The sequence below is a fragment of the Amycolatopsis granulosa genome (genome assembly GCF_011758745.1).
Lineage (GTDB): Bacteria > Actinomycetota > Actinomycetes > Mycobacteriales > Pseudonocardiaceae > Amycolatopsis_E > Amycolatopsis_E granulosa.
Genome location: NZ_JAANOV010000001.1, coordinates 4644318 through 4659282 on the forward strand (window position 1 = coordinate 4644318; position 14965 = coordinate 4659282).

The window sequence follows — 14965 nt, forward strand, 5'->3', positions numbered from 1 at the left end:
TGCCGATGACAGAGGGGGAGTTCCCGCCACCCGCAGATGAGGAGCTCCCGATGTCCTTCGCCGATCGTCACATCGGACCTTCCGAGCACGAACAGGCCAAGATGCTCGCCGAGTGCGGGTACGGGAGTCTGGACGCCCTGGTCGAGGCGGCCGTCCCGGCCGCGATCCGCACGGCGGGCGCGCTGGGCCTGCCCCCGGCCTCCGAGCAGGAGGCGACCGCCGAGCTGCGTGCGCTGGCGGCGAAGAACCGCCCGATGACCCAGATGATCGGCCTGGGCTTCAGCGACACCGTCACCCCGCCGGTCATCCGCCGCAACGTGCTGGAGAACCCGGCCTGGTACACCGCGTACACGCCGTACCAGCCGGAGATCTCGCAGGGGCGGCTGGAGGCGCTGCTGAACTTCCAGACCATGGTGTCCGGCCTGACCGGCCTGGACATCGCCAACGCCTCCCTGCTCGACGAGTCCACGGCGGTCGCCGAGGCCGTCCTGCTGATGCGCCGTGCGTCGAAGGCGAAGTCGTCGCGCGTCGTCCTGGACGCCGAGTGCCTGCCGCAGACCATCGCGGTGGTGCGCACCCGGGCGGAGGCGGTCGGCATCGAGGTCGACGTACGGGACCTGGGCACCGGGCTGCCGGAGGACTTCTTCGGCGTCGTCGTGCAGTACCCGGGCGCGTCCGGTCTGTTGCGCGGCAAGGGCTTCTACGAGGCCATCGGCAAGGTCGCGAAGGACGCCGGCGCGCTGTACACCGTGGCGGCCGACCTGCTGGCGCTGACGCTGATCACCGCACCCGGCGAGTTCGGCGCGGACATCGCGGCCGGGACCACCCAGCGCTTCGGCGTCCCGCTCGGCTACGGCGGCCCGCACGCCGGGTACCTCGCCGTGCGCCGCGGCCTGGAGCGGTCGCTGCCCGGCCGGCTGGTCGGCGTCTCGGTCGACGCGGACGGCAACACCGCTTACCGGCTCGCGTTGCAGACCCGCGAGCAGCACATCCGCCGCGAGAAGGCGACGTCGAACATCTGCACGGCCCAGGTGCTGCCGGCGGTGCTGGCGGCGATGTACGCCGTGTACCACGGCCCGGAGGGGCTGACCGAGATCGCGCGGCGGGTGCACGGGCTGGCCGCCGGGCTGGCCGGGGCGCTGCGGACCGCGGGCGTGGAGGTGGTGCACGAGGGCTTCTTCGACACCGTGCTCGCGCGGGTGCCGGGCCGGGCCGCCGCGGTCGTCGCCGCCGCGCGCGCGGCGGGCATCAACCTCGGCCGGGTGGACGACGACCACGTCCGGATGGCCTGCGACGAGGTGACCACGGTGGACGTCGTGGACCGCGTGCTGCGGGCCTTCGAGGCCGGCCCGGGCATCGCCGAGGACGCCACCGCGCTGCCCACCGGGCTGGCCCGCACCAGCGAGTTCCTCACCCACGAGGTGTTCCACACCCACCGCTCCGAGACCGCGATGCTGCGGTACCTGCGCCGGTTGTCCGACCAGGACTACGCCCTGGACCGGGGCATGATCCCGCTCGGTTCGTGCACCATGAAGCTCAACGCGACCGCCGAGATGGAGCCGATCAGCTGGCCGGAGTTCGCGGGCCTGCACCCGTTCGCCCCGGCCGGGGACGCGGCCGGTTACCGGGAGCTGATCGACCAGCTGTGCGGCTGGCTGGCCGAGGTCACCGGCTACGACCGGGTGTCGCTGCAGCCCAACGCCGGCAGCCAGGGCGAGCTCGCCGGGCTCCTGGCGATCCGCGCGTACCACCGCGCCAACGGCAGGCCGGAGCGCGACGTCTGCCTCATCCCCTCCTCGGCGCACGGCACGAACGCCGCGTCGGCGGTGCTGGCCGGGATGCGCGTGGTCGTGGTGGCCTGCAACGACAACGGTGACGTCGACCTGGACGACCTGCGTGCCAAGGCCGAGCAGCACCGCGAGACGCTGTCGGCGATCATGGTGACCTACCCGTCCACCCACGGCGTGTACGAGGAGGGCATCGGTGAGATCGCCCGCATCGTGCACGAGGCCGGCGGTCAGGTCTACGTGGACGGCGCGAACCTGAACGCGTTGCTGGGCCTGGCCAAGCCGGGCGAGTTCGGCGGCGACGTGTCGCACCTGAACCTGCACAAGACGTTCTGCATCCCGCACGGCGGCGGCGGCCCGGGCGTCGGCCCGGTCGCGGTGCGCGCGCACCTCGCCCCGTACCTGCCGAACCACCCGCTCGCCGACGGTGCCGGCCCGGCCACCGGGGTCGGCCCGATCTCGGCGGCGCCGTTCGGTTCGGCGTCGATCCTGCCGATCTCGTGGGCCTACATCCGGATGATGGGTGGCGCCGGCCTGACCAGCGCCACCAAGGTCGCCGTGCTCGCCGCGAACTACGTCGCCGCGCGGCTGTCCCCGCACTACCCGGTGCTCTACACGGGACGGAACGGGCTGGTCGCCCACGAGTGCATCCTCGACCTGCGGGCGCTCACCAAGCGCACCGGCGTGACGGTCGACGACGTCGCCAAGCGCCTGGTGGACTACGGTTTCCACGCCCCGACGATGTCCTTCCCGGTGGCCGGGACGCTGATGGTCGAACCGACCGAGAGCGAGGACGTCGGCGAGCTCGACCGGTTCTGCGACGCGATGATCGCGATCCGGCGGGAGATCGAGCAGGTCGCCGAGGGCACCTGGCCGATCGAGCGGAGCCCCCTGCGCAACGCGCCGCACACCGCGGAGATGCTCACCGGCGACTGGGACCTGCCCTACGACCGCAGGACCGCGGTCTACCCGGCCGGCGTCTCCCCGAAGAACAAGTACTGGTCCCCGGTGCGCCGCATCGACGGCGCGCACGGTGACCGCAACCTCGTCTGCTCGTGCCCGTCCATCGAAGCCTACGGGAGCTGATCCATGCGGACCCCTCTGCACTCCGTCCACAAGGGACTGGGCGCGCTGTTCACCGACTTCGCCGGCTGGGAGATGCCGGTGCGTTACGGCAGTGAGCTGGCCGAGCACCGCGCGGTGCGCGAGGCCGCCGGGCTGTTCGACCTCTCGCACATGGGCGAGATCGAGGTGAGCGGACCGCAGGCCGCGGACGCGCTCGACCACGCGCTCGTCGGCAAGCTGTCCGCGGTCAAGCCGGGCCGTGCCCGCTACACGATGATGTGCAACGACACCGGCGGGGTGATCGACGATCTCGTCGTCTACCGGCTCGAGGACGAGAAGTACCTGGTGGTGGCCAATGCGGGCAACGCGCCGGCGGTGGCCGCGGAGCTCACCGGGCGGGCCGCCGGTTTCGACGCGCGGGTCACCGACCGCTCCGCCGAGTTCGCGCTGATCGCGGTGCAGGGACCCCGGGCGGTGGATGTCGTCGGCGCGGTCACCGACGCCGACCTCGCCGGCCTGAAGTACTACGCGAGCGTGCCGGCGACGGTGAAGGGCCACGACGTGCTGCTGGCGCGCACCGGCTACACCGGTGAGGACGGTTTCGAGTTGTACGTGCCGCCGGACGAGGCGGCGGCGGTGTGGCACATCCTCACCGACGCCGGCGAGCCGCACGGGCTGGTGCCGGCCGGGCTCGCCTGCCGCGACACGCTCCGGCTGGAAGCCGGGATGCCGTTGTACGGCAACGAGTTGTCCGCCGAGCGGTCGCCGTTCGAGGCGAACCTGGGCCGCGTCGTCAAGCTCGACAAACCGGACTTCGTGGGCAAGGCGGCATTGGCCCAGCGGCAGGATCCGGCCGAGGTGCTGGTGGGACTGCGCGGCAGCGGGCGCCGCGCGCCCCGGCACGGGTACCGGGTGCTCTCCGGCGGGGAGCCGGTGGGCGAGGTGACCAGCGGCGCCCTGTCGCCGACGCTGGGCTACCCCGTGGCGATGGCGTACGTGCCGGTCGCGCTGAGCGCTCCCGGCACCGAACTGGCGGTCGACATCCGCGGCCGCGTCGAGCCGGTCGAGGTGGTCGAGCTGCCGTTCTACCAGCGGGAGACGGCTACCCGGTGAGTTCGCCGCGGCGGTGCAGCTCGTCGAAGACCAGCGCGCCCGCCGCGGAGAGCTGGCCGCGGTCGCCCGGACCCAGCCAGGCCAGCTCCGCCACTTCCGCCGAGGCCGCGAGGGTGCCCCGGTACTCGGCGGTGTAGCAGGCCATCCGCACCACCCCGGCCTGCCCGTGGGCCGGGGCCTCGACCGTGCCGAAGTGGTGGACGGTCGCCGGGTCGATCGACACCGACAGCTCCTCGGCGACCTCCCGGGTCAGCGCCGCGAGGTCGCTCTCACCCGGTTCGCGCTTGCCGCCCGGCAGGTACCACACCGTCTTGCCGTGCGAGCGGGCGGCGAGCACCCGTCCGGACTCCACCCGCACCCAGGTGACCTTGTCGATCACCCGCCGGTCCCCGCCGGTCATGCGGTCACCAGCGCGAGCGTGAACCCGTCGTAGCCCTTCACACCCACGGTCTGCACCACCGTGGCCTCGACCCGCGGCTCGGCGGCGATCAGGTCGTGCATCTCCCGCGTCGCGACGATCGCGGGGTCGGTGCTGTCCGCGTCGGCGAGCGCGCCGTCGCGCACCACGTTGTCCACGACGATCACCGAACCCGGCCGGGACAACCGCAGTGCCCACCGGAAGTACTCCGGGTTGTTCGGCTTGTCCGCGTCGATGAAGACCAGGTCGAACGGGCCGTCGAGGGTGGGCAGCGTGTCCAGCGCCGGGCCGACCTTGACCTCGACGATCTCGCCGAACCCGGCCGCGTCCAGGTTGTTGCTCGCCACCTCGGCGTGCTTCGGGTCGGCCTCCAGGGTCACCAGCCTGCCCTCCGGGGGCAGCGCCCGCGCCAGCCAGATCGTGGAGTAGCCGCCGAGCGTGCCGATCTCCAGGATCGACCGCGCGCCGTGCATCCGCGCCAGCAGGTGCAGCAGCTTGCCCTGGGCCGGGGACACCGCGATCTCCGGCAACCCGGCGTCGGCCGCGGCCGCCCTGGCGTCCTCCAGCACCGCGTCCGCGGCGATCAGCGTCCGGCCCACGTAGTCGTCGACCGCGCTCCACACGTCCTGGCTCACAGGAGCCGAAACTACCGGCGCGCCTTCGGGATCACCAGCGGAGTGCCGGTCTCGGGATCGGGGATCACCGAGCACGGCAGGTCGAAGATCTCCTCGACCCGCTCGGCGGTCACCACCTCCTCCGGCGTGCCGGCCGCCAGCACCGCGCCCTCGCGCATGGCGATCAGGTGGGTGGCGTAGCGCGCCGCCTGGTTGAGGTCGTGCAGCACGGCGACCAGGGTGCGGCCCTGCTCGGCGTGCAGCTGCGCGCACAGGTCGAGGATGTCCATCTGGTGCGTGATGTCCAGGAACGTGGTCGGCTCGTCGAGCAGCAGCAGCTCGGTCTCCTGCGCCAGCGCCATCGCCAGCCACACCCGCTGGCGCTGCCCGCCGGACAGCTCGTCGACCATCCGGTCGGCCAGGCCGGACACCCCGGTCGCGGCCATCGACCGCTCGACGACCTCGGCGTCCTGGCGCGACCACTGGCGCAGCAGCCGCTGGTGCGGGTACCGGCCGCGGGAGACCAGGTCGGCGACCGTGATGCCGTCCGGCGCGATCGAGCTCTGCGGCAGCAGCCCGAGCCTGCGCGCGACCTGCTTGGCCGGCAACGACGTGATGACCTCGCCGTCCAGGTAAACCATGCCGCGCCGCGGTTTGAGCAGCCGGCTCAGCGCCCGCAGCAACGTCGACTTGCCACACGCGTTCGGGCCGACGATCACGGTGAACGAGCGGTCCGGGATGGCGACCGACAGACCCTCGGCGACCACCCGTCCGTCGTACCCCAGGGTCAGGTCGTCGCCGTGCAGCCGGGTGCTGGTGATCGGCTCGGCGGCGAGATCCACGGTCTGGGCCATGGAGGTTAGGCTAACCTACTGAGCTGGCGAACGATACGCACCGCGCCTACCTTGACAGGGTGTTCGACGTCACGGACCTGACTCGCGTCGCGCCGGTGCTCGACTCGCGCGCCGTCACGTTCGAAAACCCCACCGGCGAACGGGGCGCGGGTGGCCGGGCCGGCGGCGGACGCAAGGGCGCCCCCAGCCGGGTGATCGAGGGCGGTGAACGGGTCACCCTGGCCGACCTCGCCGGCCCGGGCACCATCCGGCACATCTGGATGACCTTCCCGCCGGACCGGCCGGCCCGGATGCGTGCCGTGCACCTCGAGGTCCGCTACGGCGGCCTGTCGTATCCCAGTGTTTCGGTGCCCTGCCTGGACTTCTTCGGTTCGCCGCACGGCCGCCCGGTCGCCTACGCCAGCGCGTTGACCAGCATGCCCGAAGCCCGCGGGTTCAACAGCTACCTCCCGATGGCCTTCGGTGAGCGCATCCGCATCGACCTGGTCAACGGCAACCCGGACCCGATCGTCCTGTACTTCCAGATCGACTACACACTCGGCGAATCGGCGTCCGGGCGCCTGCACGTCAGCTTCCGCCGGGAGAACCCGACCGTGTCGAAACGGGATTTCGTGGTGACCGACGGTCTGCACGGCCCGGGCCGGTTCCTCGGCTGGGTGGGCGGCGTGCGGCCGATCGACGGCGGCCAGTGGTACGGCGAGGGCGAGGTGAAGGTCTACCGCGACGGCGACCGGGAGTTCCCCACGATCTGCGGGACCGGGCTGGAGGACTACGTCGGATCGGCCTGGGGGATGGGGCCGCACGCGGGGTTGTACTCGGGTGCGCCGCTGGAGGTGCCCGGCCGCGGGCCGATCCCCAGGTTCGTCGGGTTCTACCGCTGGCACGTGCTCGACCCGATCATGTTCAGCACCGACCTGCGGGTGACGCTGCAACAGATCGGCGCCGACCGGGGCGGGCTCGTCGAGCGGGTCGACGACTACTGCGCGGCCGCGTTCACCGTGTGCGAGAACGCCCAGCCGGTGCCGCCGGTGGACGTCGCCGCGGTCATCGCGGATCTGGAGTGACCTACCGGGACTGTTCGCCGACCACCACGACCGCGTCGCGCAGCGCCGCGCGCAGCCGGCCGACGTCGAGCGGTTCGAGCACCGCGGCTTCACCCGGCGGTGCCACCAGGACCACCCGGCCGCTGCTCACCAACACCGTCAGGTCCCGCCGGCGCCCGGCCAGGTCCCGGCAGCTGATCGACCATTCGTCTCGAGCCGCCACGTCCGTCGCCTTCCCTCGGTGGTGGTGCGGATGATTAGGGGACGACTCCGGGCGCGGCGTGTGACGCGGTGGCGCGGAAAAAGTGTCCGCAGTAGCGTCGGGTGACTTGGTTCACTCTGTTGGGAGGGCACATGTCCGAGCCGAAGCGGATCGTGATCGTCGGGGCCGGTCTCGCCGGCGCCTCGGCCGCGGCCGCGCTGCGGGACAACGGCTACGACGGCGAAATCGCCGTTCTCGGCGCCGAGGCCCACCGGCCCTACGAGCTGCCGCCGCTGTCGAAGCGGGTCCTGCTGGGCCAGTCGGACGAGCCGGACTGGGTGCGGGACGCGGACTTCTACCCCGGGCACGACATCGACCTGCGGCTGGGCACGAGCGCGACACGCGTGGAGCTGGGCGCGCGGGTGGTGCAGGACGCGCGCGGCGGGCGGCACTCCTACGACCGGTTGCTGCTGGCGACCGGTTCGCAGCCGCGGACACTGCCCGTGCGCGGGGTGGACCTGCCGGGCGTGTACTCACTGCGCACCCTCGATGACGCGCTCGCGCTGCGGTCGGCGTTCGCGGGTTCGCCACGGGTGGTCGTGGTCGGTACGGGCTGGATCGGGACGGAGGCCGCGGCCGCGGCCCGGCTGCAGGGCGCCGAGGTGACGATGGTCGACGTGCTGCCCGGCCCGCTGTGGGTGCTCGGGCCGGAGATCAGCGAGGTGTTCGCCGGCCTGCACACCGAGCACGGCGTGCAGTGGCGGCTGGGCAGCGGGATCACCGAGCTGACCGGCGGTCCGGGCGGGGTCGCCGGGGTGCGGCTGGCCGACGGGAGCGAGCTGCCGGCGGACGTGGTGCTGGTCGCCGTCGGCGCGGTGCCGCGCGTCGATCTCGCGCACGCGGCGGGACTGGAACTGGCCGACGAGGGCGGGATCGCGGTCGACGCGTCGCTGCGCACGTCGGCGCCGGACGTGTACGCGGCCGGGGACATCGCGGCGCAGTGGCACCCCCGTTACGGGCGCCGCGTCCGCGTCGAGCACTGGGCGAACGCGAAGAACCAGGGCGCGCACGTGGCACTGAACCTGGCCGGCGGCCAGGAGCAGTACACGCGCTCCCCGTACTTCTTCACCGACCAGTACGACCTGGGCTGCGAGTACCGCGGGCTGGCCGACCCGTCCCGCGACGAGCTGGTGGTCCGCGGTGACCTGGGCAAACGTGAGTTCACCGCGTTCTGGCTGCGCGACGGCCGGGTCCAGGCGGCGATGAACGTGAACATGTGGGACGACGGCGATGCGCTGCAGGCGCTGGTCGACGGCGAGGCGAGGGTGACGCCGGAGCAGTTGCGCGACTCCGACCTCGCCACGCTCACCTGACGACCGCCGCGAGCGGCGAACACGCCGCGCGGAGCGTGTTGGCCGCTGCGGGAGCCGTGTTTGCTGTTCCGGGCGCCGTGTTGGCCGGTCCGGGCGCGGTGTTGGCTGGCGCGGGCGGTGAGTTTGCTGGTCCGGATGCCGGGCGCGGCCGCGAGCCCGCGTCAGCCGCTCACGCGGATGCGGACGACGGAGCTCACGCGAGTGTGGGCGACGCAGCTCACGTAGGTGTGGGTGAGGTGTGCGTGGCGGCGCGGTAGTGGACGATCACCCACGTGGGGTGCTCGTGGTTCCGCGCCGCGCCACCTGCTCGGCTGAAACGCGCTCGCGTACCACTCGTTCGGACCAATCTGCCCCTACCCTCTTGTGGTGACACACGGAGCGGCCAGGCGGGGCCGCGTCGCCAGTTGCCCGGATCCGGCGGCCGGTCCGGTGGCCGCGTTCGCGCATCGGCTGTGGACCCTCAAGCGCGCCGCCGGGGACCCCTCCTACGACCGGATGCGCACCGAACTGGGCGCGCTCGCGTCGAAGTCGGCGCTGTCGGCGGCCGCGCGCGGTCAGCGCCTGCCCTCGTGGGACACGACGTGGGAGTTCGTGCGCGTCCTCGCGGTCGGCGTCCTCGGCGAACCCGAGGACGAGGCCCGCGCCTGCTGGCGCGCCGCCTGGGAGCGGGCCCGGGACGGCGAGACGTCACCGGTTCCGGCGCCGCGGCGCGGGGGACGGGTGGCGGTGCTCGCCGTGGCGGTGGCCGTCGTGCTCGGGCTCGGCGTGGTCACGGCCGTCGCCATGCTCCGCGCGACCGGGCCGTCGGCCACCCCGCCCGCGCCGACCGGGCCCGCCATGACCGGGCCCGCCATGACCGGGCCCGCCATGACCGGGTCCGTTGTGGCCGACGTGCCGCCGCCGGCGCTCGCCCTGGCGCCGCTGGTGCCGGGCGACGCGTCGGAGTTCGGCGGCGACGTCACGGTGCCCGACGGCACGCAGGTGCCCGCCGGTGGGCGGTTCGTCAAGACCTGGGAGTTGCGCAACACGGGCACCGTCCCGTGGGTGGACCGGTCGCTGCGCCGCGAGGGCGCCTTCGGTCCGGGTGACGGGTGCCGGACCCCCGCGGACGTGCCCGTCCCGGAGACCCGGCCCGGTCAGGTCGTGCGTGTCTCGGTGGAGGTGCGCGCGCCGGACGAGCCCGGGTACTGCCAGGTGTACTTCAAGATGGTCGACCGCGCGGGCCGCGTGCTCCTGCCCGGCACCCGGGCGGTCTACTTCTTCGTCCAGGTGGTTGGCTGATTCGGCTACCGGCTCCGGTGGCCAAAGCGCTGAACTGCGAGAACATCGGAATTTGGCTACCGGCCAAGCCGTGGTCGTCCGCGAGCTTCCGTCAGTGGTCCAGACCTCTCTAGCGTCGTCGGCACCAGCTCGATCCGGCGAAGGAGATCCCCGATGCGGAACTCGATCAGAACCCTGGCGGCCGCGCTGCCCCTCGCGGTGGCCCTCCCGCTGCTCGCGACGCCCACCGCGTCGGCGGTCACCAACGTGTGCGTCGGCGGCCCGCTCATGGGTGGCCAGACGACCACCATCGGGTTGGCCGCCGACCAGGCCATCGACATCAACGTGCACAACCACGACTGGCGCGGTCTGGCGCTCGTCATCCGCGACGTGCGGTGGGGCAACCAGCTGTGGAAGGGCGTCGTCGCGCCCGGCGGCGACCAGAACGTGCACACCGACGTCTTCGGTGAGCCGCCGATCGGTTACGAGATCGCGTTCGAGGTGACCTCGAACCTCAGCAACAACTACACCTTCGCCATCTCGTCGACCCGCTGCTACTGAGAGGACCTGGCATGCGCACCCTCCTGCTCGCGGCCGTCGCCGCCACCGCTGCCGCGACCGCCGCCGCACTGCCCGCCGCGGCCGCGGCCACCCCGGCTCCCGCGGCGCCCGTCGCGGCGGCCAAGGACGTCATCACCACCTGCGGCCCGGGCTACTCGGGCTACATCCGCCGCCCCGCCAAGGACGCGTTGTGCCTGCGGCCCGGCACCCGCACCTGGAGCAGCTTCCAGGCGTTCGAGTGCCGCGGGAACCTCACCGTCTACTTCGCCAACGGCAGGTGGGTCGAGTGCGGTTCGGGGATCGACTTCGACTACAACGGCGGGGTCGTCAAGACCGTGGCCCGCTGAGCGTTCCGGCCCCCGGGGCGACCCGGGGGCCGGGCGACCGGGTCAGCGTCGCGAACACCAGCAGCGCCACCACCGCGAACGCGGCCATCACCAGCCCCATCGGCACGGCGCTCGCCGCGCCACCGATGCTCACCAGCGGCGTCGCGAGGCCGCCCACCACGAACTGCATCACCCCGAGCAGCGCCGACGCCGCCCCGGCGTTGTGCGGGTGTTCGGCCAGTGCGAGCGACGACGCGTTCGGCATCACCAGCCCGATGCTGGACACCATCACCAGCAGCGGGACCAGCAGCACCCCCAGTGGCAGGCCGGTCAGCGCCGCCACGAGCACCCCGATGCCGCCCACGGCCGAGGCGCACAGCCCCACCGTCAGCAGCGCCCGCTCCCGGAACCGGCCCACGATCCGCCCGTTGACCTGCCCGGCGATCACGATGCCCAGCCCGTTGGCGCCGAAGACCAGGCTGTACTCCTGCGGGCTCAGCCCGTAGACCTCCTGCAGCACGAACGACGACGCCGAGATGTAGGCGAACAACCCGGCGAACATCAGCCCGGCCGACAGCGCGTACCCGATGAACGAGCGGTCCCGCAGCAGCCGCCCGTATCCCCGCAGCGTCCCGCCGATGCGGGCCGGGCGCCGGCGCTCCGCGGGCAGTGTCTCGGGCAGCGCCAGCGCGGCGGCGAGCAGCAGGGCGGCGCCGAAGAGGGTCAGCACCACGAACACCCCGCGCCACGACGGCAGCCGCAGCACCTGCCCGCCGATCACCGGCGCCAGGATCGGCCCCAGCCCGCTGACCAGCATCAACATCGAGAAGAACTTCGTCATCGCGGTGCCGGCGAACAGGTCGCGCACGCATGCCCGGGCGATCACCATCCCGGCCGCGGCACCCAGCGCCTGCACCGCGCGGCCGGCGATCAGCAGCTCGGCCGACGGGCTCAGCGCGCACAGCACCGACGCCACCGCGTACAGCGCGAGTCCGGCCAGCAGCGGGCGGCGGCGGCCGAGCGAGTCCGACAGCGGTCCGGCGACCAGCTGCCCGATCGCCAGGCCGATGATGAACGCGGTCAGCGTGAGTTGCAGGGTCGGCGCGGAGCTGTGCAGGTCGTCCGCCATCCGGGGGAGGGCGGGCAGGTACATGTCGATCGACAGGGGCGCGAACGCGGACAGGCCGCCGAGGATGAGCGCGTAGCGCAGGGTGCCCGGTGTCCGCCTGACCTTCGCCGGTGCCGTGACCGCTGCCGTGCTCAATGCGCCTCCACTCGACGAGATCAACCCGGCAACTCGAACACCGTCCGGGCCGCCGGAATTCCCCCGTGTGGCCCGGACCACCCGGGTGGTCCACAGTGGATGGTCGTGCGATCAGCGGCTCGCCGGCGAGGAGGCCGGGTCGAGTGCGACGGGCATCACCAGCGTGGTGAACGAGCCCTGGTCGGCCGAGCGCACCCGGGTGACCTGCAGCGGCCCGGCGAACTCGAGGAGCACGTCCGGACCGACGCTCGCCTCCAGCGCGGCGCCCAGCACGGCCGGGTCGAACCCGATGCGCAGCTCGCCGCCCCCGATCGCGGGCAGCGCGGTGCCGCCGGCGGTCAGCCGGTCCGGGCCGAGGAGGAGCTCGGCCGGGCCGGAGCCGGGCAGCGCGTCCCGCAGCGCGACGCGGTCGACGACGACCCGCTGGTCCGGGACGGGTAGCGCGTCGAGCAGAGCGCGGTAGGCGGGGAACTCGTCGTCCAGCAGGGTCAGCGGCCGCGACTCGCCGTGCGCGTGGAGGGCTCCGTCGGCGAGGGTCACCTCGTCGTGGCGCGCGACCCACGGGCCGAGCGCGGCCAGTTCGCGGGCGGGCACCACGAACCGGCCCGTGCCGCCGTGCGACGGGTGCAGGACGCGCAGCGCGAGCCGGTACCGGTCGGTCGCGACGAGGCGGACCTCGTCGCCGTCGGCCTCGATCAGCACGAAGTCCAGCGGCGCCCCGGCGGCGGGAGCGACCTGGCGGATCGCGCTCGACAGGTCGAGGCCGGGCAGCCGGACCGGCCCGGGCAGCAGCCGTCCGACCGCCTCGGTGGCGGCGCGGAAGTCCTCCCGCAGCCGTCGCTGGTGCGCCTGCAGGACCGCGCGCGCTTCCGCCGGCGGCCCGTCGAGCACGGTCGTGACCTGCGCCAGCGGCAGCCCGGCCGCCCGCAGCTCGCGGAGCCGCACGGCGCGGCCGACCTGGTCCTCCCGGTAGTACCGGTAGCCGGTGACCTCGTCGACCCGCGCCGGCGTGAGCACCCCGCAGTCGTCGTAGAAGCGCAGCGCGCTCGGCGTGAGCCCGGCGCGCCGGGCGAAGGCGCTGATGGTCAGCATGCCGTCGATTCTGCGGCTTCGAGCGGGTCGAAGGTCAACGGCCCCGGCGGCGATGTGGCCCGCTCAGCAGCGGTTCAGCATGTCCGTCAGCGCGGACTGCTCGGCCGTGGTCACGCTGAGCTGGTAGTAGTGCTTGACCGCGATCCAGTCGGTCGCGTACGTGCACCAGAAGGACTCCAGCGGCGGCCGCCACTCGTCCGGGGCCTTGTCGCTCTTGGACTGGTTGACGTTGTCCGTCACCGCCCACAACTGCGGCCGCACCAGGTCGTTCGCGAACGCCTCGCGCTGCGCCTGGGTCCAGGCCGAGGCGCCGCTGACCCAGCTCTGCGCGAGCGGCACCATGTGGTCGATGTCCACATCGGACGCCTTGGTCCAGGTCGCGCCGTCGTAGGGGCTGACCCAGGTGCCGGAGACCGGCGAGCAGTCCTTGTCGACCACCACGTCGGTGCCCGCCCGTTTGAGCACCTCCTCGCGGGTGTTGCAGGTGCCTTCGACCGTGTCCCAGTGCGGGAACTTCTCCCGCGAATACCCGTTGAGCGTCCCGCGCGGCTTGACCTGCAGCTCCGCGAGCTGCTGCCGCGCCACGCCCGGGTCGGTCCCCGGGGCCGCCCGCGACGGGGGCACCGGCCCCGGCCGCCACACCACCGCCAGAACCGCCACCGCCACCGCCACGACCAACGGCACCCACACCCGAGCCTTCACGCCGGTGAGGGTAAGCGATCGACTACCGGGGGTACGCTGCTTTCTCCGGCGTGTCGACCCGGGGTGATGAGGAGGTGCGCGTGGCCGAGCGGTTCGGTGGCTACCAGAACGAGATCTACCTGCACGGTCTCGGCGGGACGGCACCGCCGTTCACGACCGATCCGACGCGGCTGGCGGAGTCGGCCCGCGAGGTGATGACCCCCCAGGCGTACGACTACGTCGCGGGCGGCGCGGGCTCGGGCGCGACGATGGCGGCCAACCGCGCGGCGTTCGACCGCTGGCGGCTGGTGCCGCGCATGCTCACCGACGCCACCCGCCGCGACACCGCCGCCACGGTGCTCGGCACGGAACTGCCCGCGCCGGTGCTGCTCGCCCCGGTCGGGGTGCAGTCGATCGTGCACCCGGACGCGGAACTGGCCACCGCCCGCGCCGCCGCGGCGCTGGGCCTGCCGATGATCCTGTCCACCGCATCGTCCCGCACCATCGAGGAGGTCGCCGCCGCCTCCGGCGACGGGCCGCGCTGGTTCCAGCTCTACTGGCCCGCCGACTCCGACGTCACCGCGAGCCTGCTGAACCGCGCGCAGAAGGCCGGCTACACCACGCTCGTGGTCACCCTCGACACCTGGACGCTGGCGTGGCGGCCGCGCGACCTCGACCGCGCCTACCTGCCGTTCCTCACCGGTGAGGGCCTGGCCACGCCGCTGTCCGACCCCGCCTTCCGCGCGCTGCTCGACTCCGCGCCCGAGGACGACCTGCCGTCGGCGGTCCTGCGCTGGGTGTCGCTGTTCACCGGTACCGATCACAGCTGGAGCCAGCTGCCGTTCCTGCGCGAGCACTGGGACGGCCCGATCGTGCTGAAGGGCATCCAGCACGTCGACGACGCCCGCCGCGCGGTGGATGCTGGCGTGGACGGGATCGTGGTCTCCAACCACGGCGGCCGCCAGGTCGACGGCGCGATCGCGTCGCTGGAGGCGCTGCCACCGATCGTGCGCGCGGTCGGCGACCGCATCGAGGTGCTGTTCGACTCCGGCGTGCGCACCGGCGCGGACATCCTCAAGGCACTGGCGCTGGGCGCGACGGCCGTGCTCGTGGGGCGGCCCTGGGTGTACGGGCTGGGCCACGCGGGCGAGGACGGTGTGCGGCACGTGCTGCGCGGCCTGCTCGCGGACCTCGACCTCAGCCTGGCGCTCACCGGGCACCGCACGATCGGCGAGCTGGGACCGGACTCGCTGCGGCGGTCCTGATCACGGGATATTCGCGGGCCCCCCGGATCGCGCGGAGCTATCCTGGA

General features: G+C 73.1%; 15 protein-coding genes. 8 read left to right on the top strand and 7 right to left on the bottom strand.

Annotated elements, in window-relative coordinates; translation table 11 throughout:
* Positions 1-50: 50 nt before the first annotated feature.
* Both gcvP and gcvT read left to right on the top strand, forming a co-directional pair.
* Positions 51-2873: an aminomethyl-transferring glycine dehydrogenase gene (gene gcvP, locus FHX45_RS22815; RefSeq protein ID WP_167105616.1), complete on the top strand. Its 2823-nt coding sequence runs from the start codon at positions 51-53 to the stop codon at positions 2871-2873.
* Between the two features lie 3 nt (positions 2874-2876).
* On the top strand, positions 2877-3965 hold the full coding sequence (gcvT, locus tag FHX45_RS22820) for a glycine cleavage system aminomethyltransferase GcvT (RefSeq protein ID WP_167105619.1): 1089 nt from the start codon (positions 2877-2879) through the stop codon (positions 3963-3965).
* Here the strand turns inward: gcvT and FHX45_RS22825 are convergent.
* The 3 genes from FHX45_RS22825 to FHX45_RS22835 are packed head-to-tail and all read right to left on the bottom strand — an operon-like array spanning position 3955 to position 5851.
* Positions 3955-4344, bottom strand: a complete 390-nt coding sequence (locus tag FHX45_RS22825) for an NUDIX domain-containing protein (protein ID WP_167109348.1) — start codon at positions 4342-4344, stop codon at positions 3955-3957. The genes gcvT and FHX45_RS22825 overlap by 11 nt on opposite strands.
* Positions 4345-4361: 17 nt before the next feature.
* Complete coding sequence (locus FHX45_RS22830) at positions 4362-5018, bottom strand: class I SAM-dependent methyltransferase (RefSeq protein WP_167105622.1); 657 nt, start codon at positions 5016-5018, stop codon at positions 4362-4364.
* An 11-nt stretch (positions 5019-5029) separates the two neighbouring features.
* Positions 5030-5851, bottom strand: a complete 822-nt coding sequence (locus FHX45_RS22835) for an ABC transporter ATP-binding protein (protein WP_167105625.1) — start codon at positions 5849-5851, stop codon at positions 5030-5032.
* Between the two features lie 59 nt (positions 5852-5910).
* Here FHX45_RS22835 and FHX45_RS22840 point away from each other — a divergent pair, with 59 nt between their 5' ends.
* Positions 5911-6915, top strand: a complete 1005-nt coding sequence (locus FHX45_RS22840) for a DUF2961 domain-containing protein (RefSeq protein WP_167105628.1) — start codon at positions 5911-5913, stop codon at positions 6913-6915.
* Position 6916: 1 nt separating this feature from the next.
* Here the strand turns inward: FHX45_RS22840 and FHX45_RS22845 are convergent, their stop codons facing one another.
* On the bottom strand, positions 6917-7117 hold the full coding sequence (locus FHX45_RS22845; RefSeq protein ID WP_167105631.1) for a hypothetical protein: 201 nt from the start codon (positions 7115-7117) through the stop codon (positions 6917-6919).
* A 131-nt stretch (positions 7118-7248) separates the two neighbouring features.
* On the opposite strand from FHX45_RS22845, the gene FHX45_RS22850 reads away from it, so the two are divergent.
* The 4 genes from FHX45_RS22850 to FHX45_RS22865 all read left to right on the top strand — a co-directional run bounded on the left by FHX45_RS22850 (position 7249) and on the right by FHX45_RS22865 (position 10637).
* Positions 7249-8469: an NAD(P)/FAD-dependent oxidoreductase gene (locus FHX45_RS22850; protein ID WP_167105634.1), complete on the top strand. Its 1221-nt coding sequence runs from the start codon at positions 7249-7251 to the stop codon at positions 8467-8469.
* Positions 8470-8835: 366 nt separating this feature from the next.
* Complete coding sequence (locus FHX45_RS22855; protein ID WP_341771575.1) at positions 8836-9750, top strand: NBR1-Ig-like domain-containing protein; 915 nt, start codon at positions 8836-8838, stop codon at positions 9748-9750.
* Positions 9751-9903: 153 nt separating this feature from the next.
* Positions 9904-10290, top strand: a complete 387-nt coding sequence (locus FHX45_RS22860; protein ID WP_167105637.1) for a hypothetical protein — start codon at positions 9904-9906, stop codon at positions 10288-10290.
* Between the two features lie 11 nt (positions 10291-10301).
* Positions 10302-10637 carry a hypothetical protein gene (locus tag FHX45_RS22865; protein ID WP_167105640.1) on the top strand — a complete coding sequence of 112 codons (336 nt, stop codon included), beginning with the start codon at positions 10302-10304 and terminating at the stop codon, positions 10635-10637.
* On the opposite strand, the gene FHX45_RS22870 is transcribed toward FHX45_RS22865, so the two are convergent.
* The 3 genes from FHX45_RS22870 to FHX45_RS22880 form a co-directional block, all read right to left on the bottom strand.
* Positions 10618-11880: a Bcr/CflA family multidrug efflux MFS transporter gene (locus FHX45_RS22870; RefSeq protein ID WP_167105643.1), complete on the bottom strand. Its 1263-nt coding sequence runs from the start codon at positions 11878-11880 to the stop codon at positions 10618-10620. The two genes, FHX45_RS22865 and FHX45_RS22870, sit on opposite strands and share 20 nt — an antisense overlap.
* Positions 11881-11991: 111 nt before the next feature.
* Positions 11992-12972 (bottom strand): MerR family transcriptional regulator, encoded by a 981-nt coding sequence (locus FHX45_RS22875; RefSeq protein ID WP_167105646.1) that lies wholly within the window; start codon positions 12970-12972, stop codon positions 11992-11994.
* 63 nt (positions 12973-13035) lie between these two features.
* The gene (locus FHX45_RS22880) at positions 13036-13674 is read right to left on the bottom strand and encodes a GmrSD restriction endonuclease domain-containing protein (protein ID WP_167105649.1); all 639 of its coding nucleotides are present in this window, start codon (positions 13672-13674) and stop codon (positions 13036-13038) included.
* Between the two features lie 80 nt (positions 13675-13754).
* Between FHX45_RS22880 and FHX45_RS22885 the strand changes: the two genes are divergently transcribed.
* Positions 13755-14918 carry an alpha-hydroxy-acid oxidizing protein gene (locus tag FHX45_RS22885; RefSeq protein WP_167105652.1) on the top strand — a complete coding sequence of 388 codons (1164 nt, stop codon included), beginning with the start codon at positions 13755-13757 and terminating at the stop codon, positions 14916-14918.
* The last annotated feature ends 47 nt before the right edge of the window (positions 14919-14965 follow it).

Coding starts and splice junctions, on each gene's coding strand:
- FHX45_RS22865 (WP_167105640.1), top strand. CDS start 10,302: ATGCGCACCCTCCTGCTCGCGGCCGTCGCCGCCACCGCTGCCGCGACC.
- FHX45_RS22860 (WP_167105637.1), top strand. CDS start 9,904: ATGCGGAACTCGATCAGAACCCTGGCGGCCGCGCTGCCCCTCGCGGTG.
- gcvP (WP_167105616.1), top strand. CDS start 51: ATGTCCTTCGCCGATCGTCACATCGGACCTTCCGAGCACGAACAGGCC.
- FHX45_RS22850 (WP_167105634.1), top strand. CDS start 7,249: ATGTCCGAGCCGAAGCGGATCGTGATCGTCGGGGCCGGTCTCGCCGGC.
- gcvT (WP_167105619.1), top strand. CDS start 2,877: ATGCGGACCCCTCTGCACTCCGTCCACAAGGGACTGGGCGCGCTGTTC.
- FHX45_RS22835 (WP_167105625.1), bottom strand. CDS start 5,851: ATGGCCCAGACCGTGGATCTCGCCGCCGAGCCGATCACCAGCACCCGG.
- FHX45_RS22875 (WP_167105646.1), bottom strand. CDS start 12,972: ATGCTGACCATCAGCGCCTTCGCCCGGCGCGCCGGGCTCACGCCGAGC.